The 17381-nt window shown below is 68.7% G+C and carries 13 protein-coding genes and 2 pseudogenes; 11 read left to right on the top strand and 4 right to left on the bottom strand.

Annotated elements, in window-relative coordinates:
- Nucleotides 1-65: 65 nt before the first annotated feature.
- Together lipA and H0S67_RS10300 are read left to right on the top strand one after the other, a co-directional pair.
- On the top strand, nucleotides 66-1007 hold the full coding sequence (gene lipA / locus H0S67_RS10305; RefSeq protein WP_180936500.1) for a lipoyl synthase: 942 nt from the start codon (nucleotides 66-68) through the stop codon (nucleotides 1005-1007).
- A 53-nt stretch (nucleotides 1008-1060) separates the two neighbouring features.
- Entirely contained in the window at nucleotides 1061-1777 is a 717-nt protein-coding gene (locus H0S67_RS10300) for a DUF4191 domain-containing protein (RefSeq protein ID WP_180936499.1), read from the top strand.
- A gap of 79 nt (nucleotides 1778-1856) precedes the next feature.
- Here H0S67_RS10300 and H0S67_RS10295 read toward each other — a convergent pair whose 3' ends face one another.
- Together H0S67_RS10295 and H0S67_RS10290 are read right to left on the bottom strand one after the other, a co-directional pair.
- Nucleotides 1857-2693, bottom strand: coding sequence for an SCO4651 family lipoprotein (locus tag H0S67_RS10295; protein WP_180936498.1), 837 nt, complete (start codon nucleotides 2691-2693; stop codon nucleotides 1857-1859).
- 45 nt (nucleotides 2694-2738) lie between these two features.
- Nucleotides 2739-3161 carry an RDD family protein gene (locus H0S67_RS10290; protein WP_180936497.1) on the bottom strand — a complete coding sequence of 141 codons (423 nt, stop codon included), beginning with the start codon at nucleotides 3159-3161 and terminating at the stop codon, nucleotides 2739-2741.
- Between the two features lie 191 nt (nucleotides 3162-3352).
- Here H0S67_RS10290 and glnA point away from each other — a divergent pair.
- Nucleotides 3353-4775: pseudogene (glnA, locus tag H0S67_RS10285) on the top strand (type I glutamate--ammonia ligase).
- A 129-nt stretch (nucleotides 4776-4904) separates the two neighbouring features.
- On the opposite strand, the gene H0S67_RS10280 reads toward glnA, so the two are convergent.
- Nucleotides 4905-5966, bottom strand: coding sequence for an AI-2E family transporter (locus tag H0S67_RS10280; RefSeq protein ID WP_180936496.1), 1062 nt, complete (start codon nucleotides 5964-5966; stop codon nucleotides 4905-4907).
- A gap of 601 nt (nucleotides 5967-6567) precedes the next feature.
- On the opposite strand from H0S67_RS10280, the gene H0S67_RS10275 reads away from it, so the two are divergent.
- The 8 genes and pseudogenes from H0S67_RS10275 (at nucleotide 6568) to H0S67_RS23490 (ending at nucleotide 15981) form a co-directional block, all read left to right on the top strand.
- Nucleotides 6568-7191, top strand: coding sequence for a phosphatase PAP2 family protein (locus H0S67_RS10275; RefSeq protein ID WP_180936495.1), 624 nt, complete (start codon nucleotides 6568-6570; stop codon nucleotides 7189-7191).
- A gap of 544 nt (nucleotides 7192-7735) precedes the next feature.
- Nucleotides 7736-8059 carry a three-helix bundle dimerization domain-containing protein gene (locus tag H0S67_RS10270; protein WP_180936494.1) on the top strand — a complete coding sequence of 108 codons (324 nt, stop codon included), beginning with the start codon at nucleotides 7736-7738 and terminating at the stop codon, nucleotides 8057-8059.
- Between the two features lie 290 nt (nucleotides 8060-8349).
- Nucleotides 8350-9975: a YfcC family protein gene (locus H0S67_RS10265; RefSeq protein ID WP_281369001.1), complete on the top strand. Its 1626-nt coding sequence runs from the start codon at nucleotides 8350-8352 to the stop codon at nucleotides 9973-9975.
- An 80-nt stretch (nucleotides 9976-10055) separates the two neighbouring features.
- On the top strand, nucleotides 10056-11225 hold the full coding sequence (locus H0S67_RS10260; protein ID WP_425489930.1) for an arginine deiminase: 1170 nt from the start codon (nucleotides 10056-10058) through the stop codon (nucleotides 11223-11225).
- Nucleotides 11226-11247: 22 nt separating this feature from the next.
- A pseudogene (gene argF / locus H0S67_RS10255) lies at nucleotides 11248-12241 on the top strand (ornithine carbamoyltransferase).
- A gap of 1 nt (nucleotide 12242) precedes the next feature.
- Nucleotides 12243-13199 carry a carbamate kinase gene (gene arcC, locus H0S67_RS10250; protein ID WP_180936491.1) on the top strand — a complete coding sequence of 319 codons (957 nt, stop codon included), beginning with the start codon at nucleotides 12243-12245 and terminating at the stop codon, nucleotides 13197-13199.
- Nucleotides 13196-14419: an HAD-IC family P-type ATPase gene (locus tag H0S67_RS23495; RefSeq protein WP_219635620.1), complete on the top strand. Its 1224-nt coding sequence runs from the start codon at nucleotides 13196-13198 to the stop codon at nucleotides 14417-14419. The genes arcC and H0S67_RS23495 overlap by 4 nt, the downstream gene beginning before the upstream one ends.
- A complete protein-coding gene (locus H0S67_RS23490; protein ID WP_219635619.1) occupies nucleotides 14416-15981 on the top strand; it encodes an HAD-IC family P-type ATPase in 1566 nt (521 codons plus the stop codon). The genes H0S67_RS23495 and H0S67_RS23490 overlap by 4 nt, the downstream gene beginning before the upstream one ends.
- On the opposite strand, the gene H0S67_RS10240 is transcribed toward H0S67_RS23490, so the two are convergent.
- On the bottom strand, nucleotides 15978-17132 hold the full coding sequence (locus tag H0S67_RS10240) for an APC family permease (RefSeq protein ID WP_246355353.1): 1155 nt from the start codon (nucleotides 17130-17132) through the stop codon (nucleotides 15978-15980). The genes H0S67_RS23490 and H0S67_RS10240 overlap by 4 nt on opposite strands.
- Between the last annotated feature and the right edge of the window lie 249 nt (nucleotides 17133-17381).

The raw sequence follows: 17381 nt of genomic DNA, 5'->3' as shown, positions 1-17381 counted from the left end.
GCAGCCGCCGAGGGCGGTCGGGAGCGAATTGGGTGGCCCCCGCCCCGCGCGTACAGTTGGGCGACGTGACTCAAGCGCCCGCACCCGAAGGACGAAAGCTCCTCCGCCTCGAGGTCCGCAACGCCGAGACCCCCATCGAGCGCAAGCCGGAGTGGATCAAGACCCGGGCGAAGATGGGCCCGGAGTACAAGCACCTCCAGAACCTCGTGAAGTCCGAGGGCCTGCACACCGTCTGCCAGGAAGCCGGCTGTCCCAACATCTTCGAGTGCTGGGAGGACCGCGAGGCCACCTTCCTCATCGGAGGTGACCAGTGCACCCGCCGCTGCGACTTCTGCCAGATCGACACCGGCAAGCCGCAGCCGCTGGACCGCGACGAGCCCCGCCGCGTCGCCGAGTCCGTGCAGAAGATGGACCTGCGCTACGCGACCATCACCGGTGTCGCCCGAGACGACCTCGAGGACGGCGGCGCCTGGCTGTACGCCGAGACCGTGCGCGCCATCCACGACCTCAACCCCGACACGGGCGTGGAGAACCTCATCCCCGACTTCAACGGGAAGCCCGACCTGCTCCGCGAGGTCTTCGAGTCCCGTCCCGAGGTGCTGGCCCACAACGTCGAGACCGTGCCGCGGATCTTCAAGCGGATCCGGCCCGCGTTCCGCTACGAGCGCTCGCTGGACGTCATCACCCAGGCCCGCGACTTCGGGCTGGTCACCAAGTCCAACCTGATCCTCGGCATGGGCGAGACCCGTGAGGAGGTCAGCCAGGCGCTGCGCGACCTGCACGCAGCCGGCTGCGAGCTGATCACGATCACCCAGTACCTCCGCCCCTCGGCGCGGCACCACCCCGTCGAGCGCTGGGTGAAGCCGGAGGAGTTCGTGGAGCTCAAGGACGAGGCGGACCAGATCGGCTTCTCGGGGGTCATGTCGGGACCGCTGGTGCGTTCGTCCTACCGGGCCGGTCGGTTGTACCGTCAGGCCATGGACGCCCGCGAGGCCTCCCCCGCCTGATCCACCCCGCACCACCCACCCGAGTCACGTCGCGAAGAAGGCAGCAGACCGCCATGGCCAAGGCCCCGAAGACCCCGGACCCCGAGAAGACGAGCCGCCGCACGCAGTTCGTCGAGACCTACCGGATGGCCAAGAAGTCCGACCCGAGCATCGGGCTGTGGATCGGCGGCGCCTTCGTGCTCGCCGCCCTCGTCGGCTTCCTGCTGTTCTGGCTGCTGCCCGGCGAGGGCACCCTGGGCACGATCATCTCGATCGTCGGCGCCCTGCTCTTCGGCTCGCTCGCCGCGATGATCGTGTTCGGCAGGCGCGCCCAGAAGGCGGCGTACGCGCAGATGGAGGGCCAGCCCGGAGCTGCGGCCGCCGCCCTGCGGATGCTGCGCCGCGGCTGGAAGACCGACCCGGTGATCGCGTTCAACAAGCAGCAGGACGTGGTGCACCGCGTGGTCGGCCCGCCCGGCATCGTCCTGATCGGCGAGGGCAACGCCAACCGCCTGCGCCAGCTGATGACCAGCGAGCGCCGCAAGCACGAGCGGGTCGTCGCCGACGCGCCGATCCACGAGATCGTCTGCGGCAACGGCGAGGGCCAGGTCCCGCTGCCGAAGCTCGTGCGCCACGTCAGCAAGCTCAAGCGTCAGGTCAAGCCCGCCGAGATCACCGACATCCTCGGTCGGCTCCGCGCGCTCGATGCCAACCGCTCCAACATCCCGCTGCCCAAGGGTCCGATCCCGACCAGCATGAAGGGCATGCGCCAGAACATGCGCGGTCGGTGAGCGAGGACGCGTCAGCGGACCCTCTCGTACGACAAGGGCCCGGTCCCCCTGGTGGGGCCGGGCCCTTGTCGACGGCGAGTCAGCTCATCGGGGTGGGGCTGCCCATGCCGGGCATCTGGGTGACCTGGCTGGACGGCGGCGCCTCGACGCTCACGTCCTGGCCGAAGTCGGAGAGCGTCATGTCCATGGTGCCGGTCTTGCCGAGGTCGATCTCCATCTTGTTGACCCGGTCCTCGCTGTCGAGCCAGGCGTCGTAGGTCAAGGTGGCGGGCATCCCGGCTGCCGAGGCCGCGGAGCCGGTCTGGCCCATCTTGGCGAGCATCTTCTTGGTGTCGACGGTGACCTGGTAGTGGTCGAGGCCGTCCTCGGCGCCGACGTAGGTCACCGACTTGATCCCGGCCTCGAAGGACTTGAAGGCCTCCTGCGGGTCGAGCTGGGTGGCCAGCGAGCCGAACGGGCTGTTGGGGTCGTTGAGGTCGAACTTCACGAACTTGCCGCCGGCCATCCCCGGGATGGTCATGTACATGACCCCGTCGACCAGGCGCATCTCGATGCTGCCCGTGGCGCCGGTCATGTCGGTCTTCATGGTCATCTGCATGGCGGGGCTGTCACTGCTGTAGTCGACGTCTCCCTCCCCGGTCAGCGTGCCGGTGGTCCCCATCGACATCTTCAGGGTCTCGTGAGCCGTCGTGGTCTTGGTGAACCCGGACTCGAACCGGTCCACGAAGTCGGCCGGGGCGACGGTGTCCCCGGCGCTCGGGGTGTCAGCGGACGAGGAGCTGCTGGAGGACGACGAGCCGGACGAGGGGTCCTGGGCCTTGGCGTCGTCGTTGGAGCCGCACGCGCTCAGCGAGGTCAGGGCCAGCGGCAGGGCCGCGGCGGCGAGGGCACGGCGTACCGTGACGGGTCGGGACATGGGCTGGGCCTTCCGAGTCGTGGGGGTGCTGACCCCCAGCATCTCCTACGTGTCCAGATCAGAGACCCGACGCATCCCGCGTGCGGTCTCGAGGGTCACCGTCGCGGTGCCGGTCATCATGTCGTGCAGCCCGCGGCCGTCGGGGCGGAAGATGAGCGGCGGGATGACCACCGCGACCAGGATGCTGCGCGCCAGCGACGGCAGCAGCCCGACGGGGCGTCCACTGCCGTCCGCGCGTACGACGCGGAGGCGGGTCGCGACCTTGCCGAACGAGCCGCCCGAGAACGCCGTCAGCACGGCGGTCTCGAGCACGAAGACCAGCAGCACCCACCACTGGCCGGTCTGGTTGCCGACGCCGTACACGGGGACGAACAGCGACACCGCGGCCGTGCACGCGAACCAGTCCACGAACAGCGCCAGGATGCGGCGGGCCCACGACGCGGTCTCGAGTGCGGGCGTGCCAGTCACGCGCAAAGCGTAGACAGCCGGCCCGGACGCCCGTGGACCGGCCACCTGTTACATGGCCGAAACAAACCGGATACGGTCAAGAAACTGCCTCTGCCTACGTTGGCGGGCAGGTCCGAGGCAGCGTCGCCCCGGTTCCCTCGTTTCGCACGACTTTGCCCGGTTGCCCCCCGTGCGGCAGCCAAGGAGGACGAATGTTCCAGAACAGCGACGAGCTGCTCGCGTACATCAAGGACGAGGGCGTCGAGATGGTCGACGTCCGCTTCTGCGACCTGCCCGGCGTGATGCAGCACTTCACGGTCCCGGTGTCGTCGTTCGACCAGTCCGTCTTCGACGACGGCCTCAACTTCGACGGCTCCTCGATCCGTGGCTTCCAGGCCATCCACGAGTCCGACATGTCGCTGTTCCCGGACCCGACCACGGCGTACCTCGACCCGTTCCGCGCCGCCAAGACGCTGGTCGTGAACTTCTTCATCCACGACCCGCTGACCGGTGAGGCCTACTCCCGCGACCCGCGCAACATCGCCCGCAAGGCGATGGCCTACCTCGCCAGCACCGGTGTCGGCGACAAGGCGTTCTTCGCCCCCGAGGCGGAGTTCTACGTCTTCGACAACGTGCGCTTCGAGACCAAGGCCAACGCGGGCTACTACAGATCGACTCGCAGGCCGGCGCCTGGAACACCGGTGCGGCGTTCGAGAACGACAACCGCGGCTACAAGGTGAAGTACAAGGGTGGCTACTTCCCCGTCGCCCCGACCGACCACTTCGGCGAGCTCCGCGACGAGATGGTGATCGAGCTCGAGAAGGCCAACCTCCAGGTCGAGCGCGCCCACCACGAAGTCGGCACCGCCGGCCAGGCCGAGATCAACTACCGCTTCGACGAGCTGCTCAAGGCCGCCGACGACGTGATGAAGTTCAAGTACATCATCAAGAACGTCGCCTGGCGCAACGGCAAGACCGCCACCTTCATGCCGAAGCCGATCTTCGGCGACAACGGCTCGGGCATGCACGTGCACCAGTCGATCTGGAACGAGGGCGAGCCCCTGTTCTACGACGAGACCGGCTACGGCGGGCTCTCCGACATGGCGCGCTACTACATCGGCGGCATCCTCAAGCACGCCCCGTCGCTGCTGGCGTTCACCAACCCGACGGTGAACTCCTACCACCGTCTGGTGCCCGGCTTCGAGGCCCCGATCTCGCTGGTCTACTCCCAGCGCAACCGCTCGGCCTGCGTCCGCATCCCGATCACCGGCTCGAACCCGAAGGCCAAGCGCATCGAGTTCCGCTGCCCCGACCCGTCGGCCAACCCGTACCTCGCTTCTCGGCGCTGCTGCTCGCCGGCCTCGACGGCATCAAGAACAAGATCGAGCCCGCTGCCCCGATCGACAAGGACATCTACGAGCTCCCGCCGGACGAGATGGCCGACATCGACCAGGTCCCGACGTCGCTGGGCGCCGTGCTCGACTCCCTCGAGTCCGACCACGACTTCCTCACCCAGGGCAACGTCTTCACGCCGGACCTGATCGAGACCTGGATCGACTACAAGCGCCAGAACGAGATCCTGCCGGTGCAGATGCGCCCGCACCCGCACGAGTTCGAGCTCTACTACGACATCTGAGTTTCGGGCCCCATTGCGGGTCTGACCTGCACGAACGCACGGCCCCTGGCCGGTTTCCCCGGGTTCCCCCCGGCGGTGACCGGGCGGGGGCCGCTGCGGTGCCCGTGGCCTGGGTTCGACCGGACTTGACTAGCCGCGGGGGGCGCCGGCGAGGAGGGGGTCGAGCCAGCGCAGGCGCGCGTCGGAGTCGACGAGCAGGGCCTTGACGAGCAGGGTGAGCGGCACCGCCATCAGGGCCCCGATCGCACCGAGGGTGAAGGCCCAGAAGACCAGGGAGATCATCGTCAGCGTTGCGGAGAGGCCCACGCTGTCGCCGACTATCTTGGGCTGGATGACCGACTGGATGACGAAGTTGATCACGCTGTATGAGATCACCACGGCGAGGGCCATCTTGGGTCCACCCTCGAGGAGTCCGATGACGGCTGGGGGCACGACCCCGATGATGAAGCCGATGTTCGGGATGTAGTTGGTGATGAACGACAGCAGGCCCCACAGCAGCGCGACCGGGACACCGATGACCAGCAGGGCGCCTACGTCGGCGATGGCGACGATGAGTCCGAAGACCGTGGAGACGATCAGGTACTTGCGGGTGGTGGATGCGAAGTCGCTGAGGGCGCCGACCAGGAGCTGGCGCTCGGGCGGGAGGTGGGTGAGCTTGCTCGGGATGTGCACCGCGTCCATCACCATGAACAGCACCAGCGTGACGACGAAGAAGAAGCTGGAGATGACGCCGATCAGGGCGTTGATGAAGCTGCCGGCGAGGGTGACCAGCTTGTCGGGGCTGAGGCTGGCCTCGATCGAGTCGATCTGTTTCCGGTCGATGCCCATGTGGCTCAGCCAGTTGGTCAGGTTGGCCAGCTGGTCGTCAATCTGGGACTTGTAGTGCGGCACCAGGGTCGCGAACCGGGCCACGGCCACGATCAGGGCTACGGTGAGCGCAATCAGCACCAGGTAGATCAAGACGATGCCGAGGACACCGCCGACCCAGGCGGGCAGCCCCTTGCGTTCGGTCCAGCCCCGCAGCGGATGCACCGCGACGGTGAAGACCAGCGCCAGGAACGTGCCGCCGATCAGGCCGGACATGCTCCGCATCCCGAACACGGCGACGAACGCGCCCGCAAGCCCCAAGAGGAGCACCACCACACGGGGAAGGATCACGACCGGGTCTGCCTGCGTACTCTCGCTGCTCATGGTGCGGCCTCCCGTCCGTCCTTTCCATGCTGGCCACCTGCACCGCCGCGTGCCTCATCCCCCGGGCTGAGCCGGGCCGGTCGACCGCACGCCCGTTCGAAAATGCAGCCCCGCCCGTGGCGGCCACGGCGTGAGCGGGGCGGGTGCAGCCGACCGCCTCGGGGTTGACGCCGCCACCCGGGGGGTTGGCTGCTGTGCGTGGTCGCGGTCATCTCGGTGAACTTTCTCGGCTCCGGAGTTTGGCTCGTCAAGGAGTGGTCGCGGCCCACGAAACGCAGGAGACCGGAGTGGGCACGACGGCTCTGATCTGAGACTTCTCCGCGCCGGGCTCCGAGGTGCACTCAACTGCCGCATTGAGTTCGTGTGCGGTGAGCCCTCAGGTCCCTGAGGCCATGTACGACGCCAGGACGAGGATGGGTGTCGGTCCAGGCTTTCCCAGCGCGGTCTTAACGCATGGTGCTCCTCGATTCGGCATGTCGCCGGGCCGCGTCCTTCGCGCGTAGGCTCTGGAGACATGGCCGTGGATGGTGGTAACCCGGCGAGCACTACGCCCGATCACTTCCCCGAACGGCCCAAACGCCCCCGACCCATCATCGCCGTCATGCTGGGCGGACTGGCACTGGTCGTGATCGTGGTGACGGCCTGGCTCGCGGTGCAGCCCGGGGCAATGACGGCACAGACCGACCTTGTTCTGTGGTTCAACCACCCCCCGCAGCCGTTCGCCGCGGTCTTCGCCGCCGTGAACCCGCTGCTCCGACCGGCTCCTCTGGCCGTAGTCACGCTCGTGCTCGCGGGCTCCGTCGTGTTGACGGCCCATGGGGCGCAGCGCCTGGAGGTCGTGCGCGCACTGTTCATCTCGCTCACCCTTGGCGAACTCGTGGCGCAGGTCATCAAACGAGTGGCCGACCAGCCGCGCCCTCTGGCGGTGATACCGGGCCTGGACACCCACGCTTACCCAGTCAGCCCGCACGGCAACGCCTACCCCTCCGCCCACACGGCTCTGGTCGTCGCCGCGGTTTCGGCACTGTGGCCCTGGATGCACTGGCCCCACCGCATCGTCGGTCTGGTGTTCGCGGTGCTCGTCGCGTCCAACAGGGTCTACATCGGAGCCCACTGGCCCATCGACGTCTTGGGCGGGGCCGCCATCGGCCTGCTCTGCGGAGCCCTCACCTGGCTGCTCGCGACGCGATGGCCTCTCCGTCGAGCAACTCCCGCCATCTGCTGATTGCCTGCGCCACAGCACGATTCCTGCCTGTCCTCGAACACACACACTCATGCGACGCGTCGTGTGCGGTCTTGCTGATGAGGGGATGCCCTGTCGACCCTCAGTCGACCCCCACCCCATTGGCGTGACTCGTATCCTCGCCCAGTGTTGCGCTGTCTCTCGCGCTGTCTCGGACCGGCCGATGAAGAACCAAAGCAGCCCGCCGGCGCCTGGCCAGTGTTGCGACCCTGATCACCGGGACCGTCCGTGCCCCCGGGTCCGGTGAGCCGATCGGGACCCTGGGGCGCAGCCGGCAGGCACCCCGTGCGCTGGTTCGACCGCGGAAGCCCTGGCCGCCCCACGCGGGTCATCTTCCGCGGAGGATGTGCCCGGCCGGGCGCCGGCCCCACGCTGGCGCGATACGCCAGGAAGTGAACCGCACGCGGCATCGGGAGCACTTGCTTCCCCGCCGGGAACCCGGTCCGTGACCTCAGCACGCGCGGCAGGCAGGGCTTGCCGACGGCAGAGCAGCTCGGACATCGTCACCTCCGAGAGGGGCCGGCTGATGGATCCGACGTCGGACGAGGCACGGCTGGTCGGCCAGGTCGAGCGCGACCTCCGCGACGAGTTCCCGCAGGTCCCGCCGAACCAGATCGAGACGCTGGTCGAGTGCCTGTGGGCCCACTATGACGGCGCTCGCATCCGGGACTTCGTGCCCCAGTTGGTGTTCAGACAGGTGCGGGAGGAGCTGCTCGAGGACGTCGGCGCCACGCAGCCGGCCCCGCCGACAGCACCCCCGGAAGCGACCCTCGCGACGTCCAGCAGGTGGTCGAACGACGCGAACACCTCGGGCAAGTCGGGCGCCGGGATGGTGACGCCCACGATCTGAAACCAGGTGGCCGCAGACAGACACAGCCATGGCTCTCATCTCGGCGTCCACCGCGGCGGGCCAACCGCCCCACGACGTGCGGGTGGGCCGTGCTCTCGAGTCGGTCCGAGCCGACCTGGAGCAGCCGCGCCCGGCGGTGCTGGACGGTGACGAAGCCATCCAGCGGCAGAGGTGCTGACCGAGGGCCGCTGCTCGCATGGACAAGGGCTGACCCACCCCGGCCGGGGTGGTTACAAGCCACCCCGCGCCGAGCGACTGTCGAGCTGCCGCGCTAGTGGAAGGTGAGGGGCATGCCGTCCGAGGAACCACACCGCAAGTTCAGGTTCCCGACAGCGTTCACTGTCTTGGCCGGCGTGCTCCTGCTGGTCTGGCTGCTGTCGTTCGTTGTGGCCGCGGGCCGCTACCAGCTCGACAAGAGTGGAGCGCCGATCCCCGGCACGTACGAACAACTCCCGTCGTGCTCCGCGCCGGCCGCGACTGCCCCGTCCCTCCAGGTCGAGTCGCCCACCGAGAGCGGGCAGGCCCCCGCGGACGCCTTGAACGCTCCTGGTGCGACGGTGGCCGACCTCGGCATCCCCTGTGTGGACGACTCGCTGTCGTTCCGCTTCAAGCAACTGTGGGACTCGCCTGCGAACGGCCTGTACGGCGTCGAGAACGCACAAGGCTTCGTGGGTCCGTGGGAGGAGGGCTTCATGTACGGCTCGGCGGCGATCTTCCTGTTCGTCCTCGCCGTCGGCGCCTTCATCACCGTGACCATGAAGACAGAGGCGATCCAGACCGGGATCGGCCGGCTCGCGCTGCGGTTCAAGAACAGCGGATCGGTCCTGGTCGCACTGCTGATGGCCGTCTTCGCCCTCGGCGGGACGAGCTACGGGATGTGGGAGGAAACGCTGGGGTTCTTCGTCCTCCTGGTGCCGCTGGCGCTGGCCCTGGGCTTCGACCGCATGGTGGCGGCCGCGGTGATCTTCCTCGGGGCCGGCTCCGGGGTGATCGCCTCCACGGTCAACCCCTTCGCGACCGGCGTGGCGTCCGACGCGGCTGGCATCAGCATCGGCGACGGGATCGCGCTCCGGATCGCCATGTGGGTCGTGATCGTCAGCATGGCGATCGCGTACGTGCTCTGGTACGCGCGCCGCGTCCGGCGTGATCCGACCAAGTCGGTGGTGGGCGTGTCCGAAGCCGACGCCACAGACGCTCAGCGGCTTGTCACCGACGTACCCGCCCTGACGGGGCGCCAGGCCATCATCCTGGTGCTGTTCGGCGGGACCTTCCTGCTGATGATCTACGGATTCATCCCGTGGAACGACATCTGGCAGGAGTCGTTCAGCACCGACTTTCCCCTGCCCACGTTCTACGACTTCTACTTCCCCGAGGCGGCGACTCTCTTCCTCGTGATGGCCGTCGTCATCGGCCTGATCGCGAGGCTCGGCGAGGAGGGCACCGTGACCACGATCGTCGCGGGCGCGTCGGACTTCCTCGGCGCGGGCCTCATCATCGTGGTCGCCCGCGGGATCACGGTCGTGATGAAGAACGCGTACATGACCGACACGATCCTGCACAAGATGGAGAGCGCCGTCTCCGGCACCAGCAGCGGAACGTTCGCGATCGTCGCCTTCGCCGTCAACATCCCGATCGCCTTCCTGGTCCCGTCCTCCTCCGGTCATGCGGCGCTCGTGATGCCGATCCTGGCGCCGCTGGCGGACTTCGCGGGGGTCTCACGCTCGATAGCGGTGACCTGCTTCCAGTCGGCATCCGGGTTGGTGAACCTGCTGACCCCCACCTCCGCCGTGATCATGGGCGGACTTGCGCTGTCGAAGATCGGCTACGACCAGTACCTGAAGTTCGTGCTGCCATTTGTCGTGGCCGTCTTCGTCGTCATCTGCGCGTTCGTAGGGATCGCGGCCGCAGTCGGTTGAGCACAAGGAGTTAAGCCATGACCAGTGCGACATCTCTCGCCCCGGGTGCCAACTCGGAGACCGGGAAGCTCCGGACCGTGATGGTCCACCGCCCGGACCTCGCGCACGAGCGCCTGTCGCCCTCCAACTGTCACGAGCTGCTGTTCGACGACGTGATCTGGGTGCGCAGGGCGCGCCAGGAGTTCGACGCCTTCGTGGACCTGATGCAGTCCCGGGAGGTCGAGGTGCTGCTCGTGCACGACCTGCTCACGACGACCCTGGAGGATCACGAGGCGCGCGACTGGCTCCTCACCCGACGGGTCCGGCCCGAGAACGTGACGGTGATGTTCTCGGATCCGCTCAGGGACTGGCTCGGGGCGATGGCTGCCGATGAGCTCGCGACCAGCATGACCGGGGGCGTCACCGTGCGTGAGCTGCCGACGGAGATCAACGCCGCCATCGGCAGCGCCCTCAAGCAGACCGACTTCGTCCTGCCGCCCCTTCCCAACCAGCTGTTCACCCGGGACACCAGCGCCTGGATCTACGGCGGCGTGTCACTCAACCCGATGTACTGGCCGGCCCGGCAGCTGGAGACGCTCAACGTCGAGGCCATCTACCGCTTCCACCCGCGCTTCCGCGACGCGGACTTCAAGATCTGGTTCGGTGGCGCCGACCACGACTGGGGCCTCGCCCGGATGGAGGGCGGCGACATCATGCCGATCGGTGACGGCGTCGTGCTCGTCGGCCTGGGCGAGCGCAGCACCGCCCGGGCCGTCAGCATCCTCGCCAAGAACCTCTTCGAGGCGGGGGCCGCACGCCTGGTCATCGGGGCGCAGATGCCGCGCGAGCGGGCCGCGATGCACCTCGACACCGTCTTCACGTTCTGCGATCGCTCGGTCGTCACGCTGTACGAGCCGGTCGTCTCCCAGATCCTCCCGATCCTGTTCACACCGGGAGGCCCCACGGGGGTCCGGGCAACGCTGTCGGAGCGCACCTTCGTCGACGAGGTCAAGGACGCCCTGGGCCTCAGCGACCTGACGATCGTGACGACGGGCGGCGACGAGTTCGAGGCGGAGCGCAACCAGTGGGACGACGGCAACAACGTCGTCGCGCTGGGACCCGGTGTCGTCGTCGGCTACGAACGCAACGAGGCGACCAACGCCAAGCTCGCCAAGGCCGGCATCGAGGTGCTGGCGATCGCCGGTCAGGAGCTCGGCCGGGGCCGGGGCGGCGGCCACTGCATGACCTGTCCGATCGTTCGTGACGCCTGAGGAGGCCGACGTGACCCAGACCATCGACCTGAGGGGTCGGCACCTGCTGCGGCTGGCCGACTTCGCCCCGGACGAGATCCGCTACCTGCTCGATCTCGCCGCCGAGCTGAAGGCCGCCAAGAAGGATGGCCGCGAGGAGGAGCGCCTGCGCGGCAAGGAGATCGCGTTGATCTTCGAGAAGGACTCGACGCGCACCCGGTGCGCCTTCGAGGTCGCGGCGCACGACCAGGGCGCCCACGTCACGTTCATCGGTCCCTCCGGCTCGCACATGGGCCACAAGGAGACGGTGAAGGACACCGCGCGCGTGCTCGGTCGGATGTTCGACGCGATCGAGTTCCGCGGCTTCGAGCAGCGAGCGGCCGAGGAGCTCGCGGAGTGGGCCGGGGTGCCGGTCTACAACGGGCTGACAGACGAGTGGCACCCCACCCAGATCCTCGCCGACTTCCTGACCTTCCGCGAGCACGTCCGGAAGCCACTGGAGGAGGTGGTCTTCTGCTACCTCGGTGATGCCCGGTTCAACATGGCCGACTCCTACCTGGTCGGTGCCGCCAAGCTCGGCATGGACGTCCGGATCTGCGCCCCGCGGGCGCTGTGGCCGCGGAGCGAGATCGTGGACCTTGCTCGCGAGACGGCTGCTGGTACCGGCGCCTCCATCACGCTGACCGACGACGTCGCGGAGGGCGTCGGGCTGCGACGTCCTGCTCACCGACGTCTGGGTGTCGATGGGCGAGCCCGACGAGGTATGGGCGGAGCGGATCAGGCTGCTCGGGCCGTACCAGGTCAACGCCGAGGCGATGGCCGCGACCGGCAACCCCGACGTCATGTTCATGCACTGCCTGCCCGCCTTCCACAACGCCGATACCCAGGTCGGACGCGAGATCGCGGACAAGTTCGGCAGGCAGGCGCTCGAGGTCACCGAAGAGGTCTTCGAGTCCCCCGCCTCGCTCGTCTTCGACGAGGCCGAGAACCGCCTGCACACCATCAAGGCGGTCCTCGTCGCAACGCTGGCCGGCTGAGATGAAGGTCGTCGTCGCGCTCGGCGGCAACGCCTTGCTGCGTCGGGGCGAGCCGATGACAGCGCAGAACCAGCGGGCCAACGTCCGCGCCGCCTGCCGGTCGATCGCGCCGCTCGCCGCGGACCACGACCTGGTGATCTCGCACGGGAACGGCCCGCAGGTCGGGCTACTGGCGCTCCAGGGTGCGGCCTACAAGGGGGTCGACCCCTACCCGCTCGACATCCTGGGTGCGCAAACAGAGGGGATGATCGGCTACCTCATCCAGCAGGAGCTCGGCAACCTGCTGCCGGCCGGCCGGCGCATCGCCTCGCTGCTCACGATGGTCGAGGTGGACCGGGAGGACCCTGCCTTCGCGAACCCGACCAAGCCGATCGGGCCGATCTACACGGCCGCTGAGGCCGAGGCGCTCGCGCGGGACAAGGGCTGGGTGCTCAAGCCGGACGGCGAGCACATGCGGCGGGTCGTCCCCTCCCCCGTCCCCCGGCAGATCTTCGGGGTGCAGCCGATCGAGTGGTTGCTCGAGCACCGGGCGGTGGTGACCTGTGCGGGCGGGGGCGGCATGCCGGTCATGTACACCGACCACGAGGTGCCCGCGGGGCGAGAGCTCGTCGGTGTCGAGGCAGTCATCGACAAGGACCTCGCCAGCGCACTGCTCGCGATCGACCTCGGCGCCGATGTGCTGCTGATCGTGACCGACGTGGACGCGGTCTACCTCGACTGGGGAACGCCACAGCGTCGAGCGGTCCGCCGGGCGACACCGCAGGCCTTGGCCGCGACCGGGTTCGCCGAGGGTTCGATGGGACCGAAGGTGGGCGCGGCGTGCTGGTTCGTGGAGCAGACGGGACGACCCGCCTCGATCGGGTCGATCGACGACACGGCCGCGATGCTGCGAGGCGATGCAGGCACCACGATCACGACGAAGGCGACAGGACTCGAGGCGGAGGGAGACAACCCGTGACCGAGAAGAACGTCGGCGGGCCGTCAGCGACCGAGGTCCAGACGCCTCCGTATGCGCTCCCCGCCGACCAGGTCGTCGCCGCAGCCGGGTCTGACCAGCTGCAGGGCCTCGCCGGCACGGAGGCGGCGGCCCGGCTCTCGTCGCACGGCCCCAACGAGATCGCGGCGGAGCCGCCGCCGTCCATGTGGGTCGTCGCCTCCCAGCAGCTGCGCGACCCGATGAACATCATGCTGGTCGCAGTCGTGCTTGTGAGCCTGCTGATCGGCGAGATCTCGACGGGCATCATCGTCGCCCTGCTCATCCTGCTGAACGTCGGACTCGGTACCCGCCAGGAGCTGACCGCCCGGGCGAGCGTCGATGCCCTCGCCAAGATGCAGGTGCCGCAGGCGCGGGTGGTCCGTGACGGGGACGTGATGCTGGTCCCGGCCACCGAGGTGGTGCCGGGCGACATCGTCCAGCTCGAGGCGGGCGACATCGTGCCCGCGGACGGGCGCATCATCCAGTCCGCCACGCTCGAGGCACAGGAGGCGGCGCTCACCGGGGAGAGCGCCCCGATCCCGAAGGACCCCGGAATGCTGGGCCCTGCCGACGTGGCCCTGGGCGACCGGACCAACATGCTGTTCCAGAACACCTCGGTGACCCGCGGCACCGGCACGGTCGTGGTGACGGCGACCGGGATGCAGACGCAGATGGGCCAGATCGCGACGATGCTCACCTCGGTGACGCGCACCCGGTCGCCGCTGCAGCGGGAGCTGGACTCGCTGACGAAGGTCCTGGGGGTGATCGCCTGGGGAGCGGTCGCGGTGATCGTGGTGGCGGGCCTGATCCGCGGGACGCCGGCCAAGGACCTCTTGCTGCTCGGCACCGCGATGGCCATCTCGGCCATACCGACCGGCATGCCCGCGTTCGTCTCGGGCCTGCTGTCACTCGGCGCCAAGCAGCTCGCCGACGCGAAGGCGGTGGTGAAGAACCTGACTGACGTCGAGACCCTCGGCGCGACGAGCGCGATCAACACCGACAAGACGGGGACGCTCACGCTGAACCAGATGATGGTCTCGACGCTCTACGCGGGCGGGTCGTGGTTCGCCGTCGAGGGAGAGGGCTATCGCAAGAGCGGCGCGATCCGTTCGGTGGCCGGCGTGCCGGTCCCGGACTTCACCCGTCTGGGCTGGGGCTGTCCCTCGACAGCGACGCTGTGGTCGGTGACGACGGGACCGTGATCGGCGACCCGACCGAGGCGGCCCTGGTGGTGCTGGCCGCGAAGCTCGGGGTCGACGCCGAGGAGACGCGACGTGCCTACCCGCGGCTGTCGGAGGTCCCCTTCGACTCCGAGTACAAGTTCATGGCGACGTTCCACCGGGTCACGGTCGACGGCGTCGAGCAAGTCATCGAGCTGGTCAAGGGAGCGCCGGACGTGGTCATCGCACGATGCAGCCAGGCGGGAGGACCGCTCAGCGGCTCGCAGGTCCCGATCGCGGACGCACGCGCCGGGATCGAGGAGGCCAACGAGCGGATGGGGCAGAAGGGCCTACGCGTCCTGGCGTTCGCGGCCCGCCTCGTCGCGGACGACGAGCTGGCGACGATGACGGAGGACCCGATGGTCCTGACCCAGGGGCTGTCGTTCGTCGGGATGTCCGGAATCATCGACCCGCTGCGGAACGAGGCGCGCAGCGCGGTCAGTACGGCGCTCACGGCCGGCATCGACGTCCGGATGATCACCGGTGACCACGCCGTCACGGCGCACGCGATCGGCGAGGAACTCGGTCTCGGTCCGGGCGCGATCAGCGGAGCGGAGCTGCAGGCGCTCACCGACGCGCAGCTCAAGGAGCGGTTGCCGCAGCTGCACGTGTTCGGACGGGTGACGCCCGAGGACAAGCTGCGGTTGGCCCGGGCCATGCAGGAGGAGGGCATGATCGTCGCGATGACCGGCGACGCCGTCAACGACGCAGCTGCCTTGAAGCAGGCCGACATCGGGGTGGCGATGGGAAGCGGGAGCGAGGTCACCAAGCAGGCCGCGCGCATGGTGCTGACCGACGACAACTTCGGCACGCTGGTCCACGCCGTGGAGATCGGCCGCCGGGTCTACGACAAGGTGGTCGCCTACGTGCGATACCAGATGACCCAGCTGCTGGCCCTGGTCTTCCTCTTCCTCACCGCCACCCTGTTCGACATCAACCAGGGCGTGGCCATGACGCCGTCCATGGTGCTGTTCCTGCTGTTCTTCGCGACGGCGGTCGGCGTCATCATCATCGCGGTGGACCCCGGTGACCCCGACGTCATGCACCGTCCACCACGGGACCCCGCCGTCACGATCACCAACCGGACCGCGGTGGTCATGTGGGTCACCTACGCCCTCGTGCTGTTCCTCGCAGCGCTCGCACCGCTGATCGCAGGACCGGACGAGCCGAGCACCGAGCACGCCAGCGTGTCGATGACGATGACGTTCGCCGTCATGGGGCTGGGCACGGCGTTCAACGCACTGGTCAACCGGCGCGACCCCACCAGTGGCCTGGTTCCCCCGATCGGGAAGGCCCTGCTGATCGCCCTGGTGCCGGTGGCCATGCTCTTCCTCGCGACCCAGCTCCCGACCCTCCAGAAGGGCCTGCTCACCGTCCCGCTCACTCCGCACGAGTGGTTCGTCTGCACCGGCCTGGCTGCCTTGCTCCCGATCGCCGTCGAGCTGGGGAAGGTTCTCAGGAGGCGCCGGCAACCCGAGCAGACGACCGTGAGCGCGGAGTACGCCGTCGCACCGGCTCGCGCCAGGACAGCCCCTCAGGACTAGCGGCCGGCCGACTCGTCAGGCCGGCCCCCGACCGGTGTTCCGGTCCGCCGGGCTCGCCACCACCACAGCTCGAGGCCGAGGCTCAGGGCGAAGATGACGACCAACGCGACCGCCGATGTCGGCTCGTCGACCAATGTCGTGGTGACGAAGGTCAGGAAGGCGATCCCGGCGGTGCCGATGGCAAGGATCAACAGCCACAGGTGGGCACCTGTCTCGGACCGGACCCGCAGGTGGGCCGCCGTCACGAGCATGAAGATGAGCAGCGCGACCGCACTGCCGATCGACGCGATCGCCGTGAGGTTGAAGCCCAGCACCAGGACGACGCCGGCGGCCGCCATGATCAGCAGCCCCATCGGCATCCGGCCACCCACACGTCGGGCCATGACCGGCGGGAACTGACCGGTCTCCGCCAGTCGGTCGCACAGGCCCGTCGCCGGGTACAGACCCGCGTTGGTGGCCCCGGCCGTGGAGAACAGCGCGGTGACCGACATCATCCAGTAACCCACCCGGCCGAGGACGGGCTGAGCCGCGACCGCGAGGGCGGTCGGGCCCGAGGACACGACCTTCTCGACGGACAGAGTGCCGAACACGCCGAGCGCGATCGCGACGTAGACGACCGTCGCAATGCCGAGGGCCAGGAACATCGCCTTCGGGAGCTGGGTCGACGGCGACGGCAGGTCCTTGGCGGTGAACGTGACGACTCCGAAGCCGAGGAACGCAAAGAACGTGAGCGCCACGCTCGACGTGATCTCGCGCCGCGACGGGTACCCCGAAGGATCGAGCAGGGACGGGTCCATGTTGAGCAGCGTGGCGATGGCAAAGACCACCAGGGTGGTCAGGACGACGTACACGATGACGCTCTGGGCGCGTGCCACGTACGTCGAGCCGCTCACGTTGAGCAGGGTCATCGCCACGATCAGCAGGGCGGCGAAGATCTTCACCCACACGGCCGAGTCGTCGGTGAACATCGTGCTGGCGTAGCTCCCGAACGACACCGCCACCATGGCGGTGACCAGGAGGTTGGCCGAGTACGTGAGCCACGCGGTCAGGCCGGTCACCATGCCCAGGCCGAAGCCAGCTGCCACGTACTCGAGGAGACCGCCCGCGGAGGGGTACCTGGCCCCGAACTTGGCGAAGGAGTAGCCCTGCAGAAGGGCGATGCACCCCGCGCGCGAACGACAGCCAGACCGCGGCGCCGGCGACCTCGCCCGCCGCCCCGAGCAGGGAGAAGATGCCGGCCCCGACCATCGCGCCCACGCCGATGAAGGCTGCCTGGCGCACCGTCAGGCGGGCGGGGGAATCGTGGTCAGGGCGCTCCGCCATCTCGTGTCCGCCTCGGGGAACAGTGCCGTTGCTTCGGGCAACTGTCGCAGTCCACGAGGTGGGCAGGAATCACCCCG

This window comes from Nocardioides ungokensis, assembly GCF_013466985.1.
In the GTDB taxonomy this organism is placed as follows: domain Bacteria; phylum Actinomycetota; class Actinomycetes; order Propionibacteriales; family Nocardioidaceae; genus Nocardioides; species Nocardioides ungokensis.
Note: the sequence above shows the minus strand (reverse complement) of the source record. Positions and strands in the feature narration are given on the sequence as shown.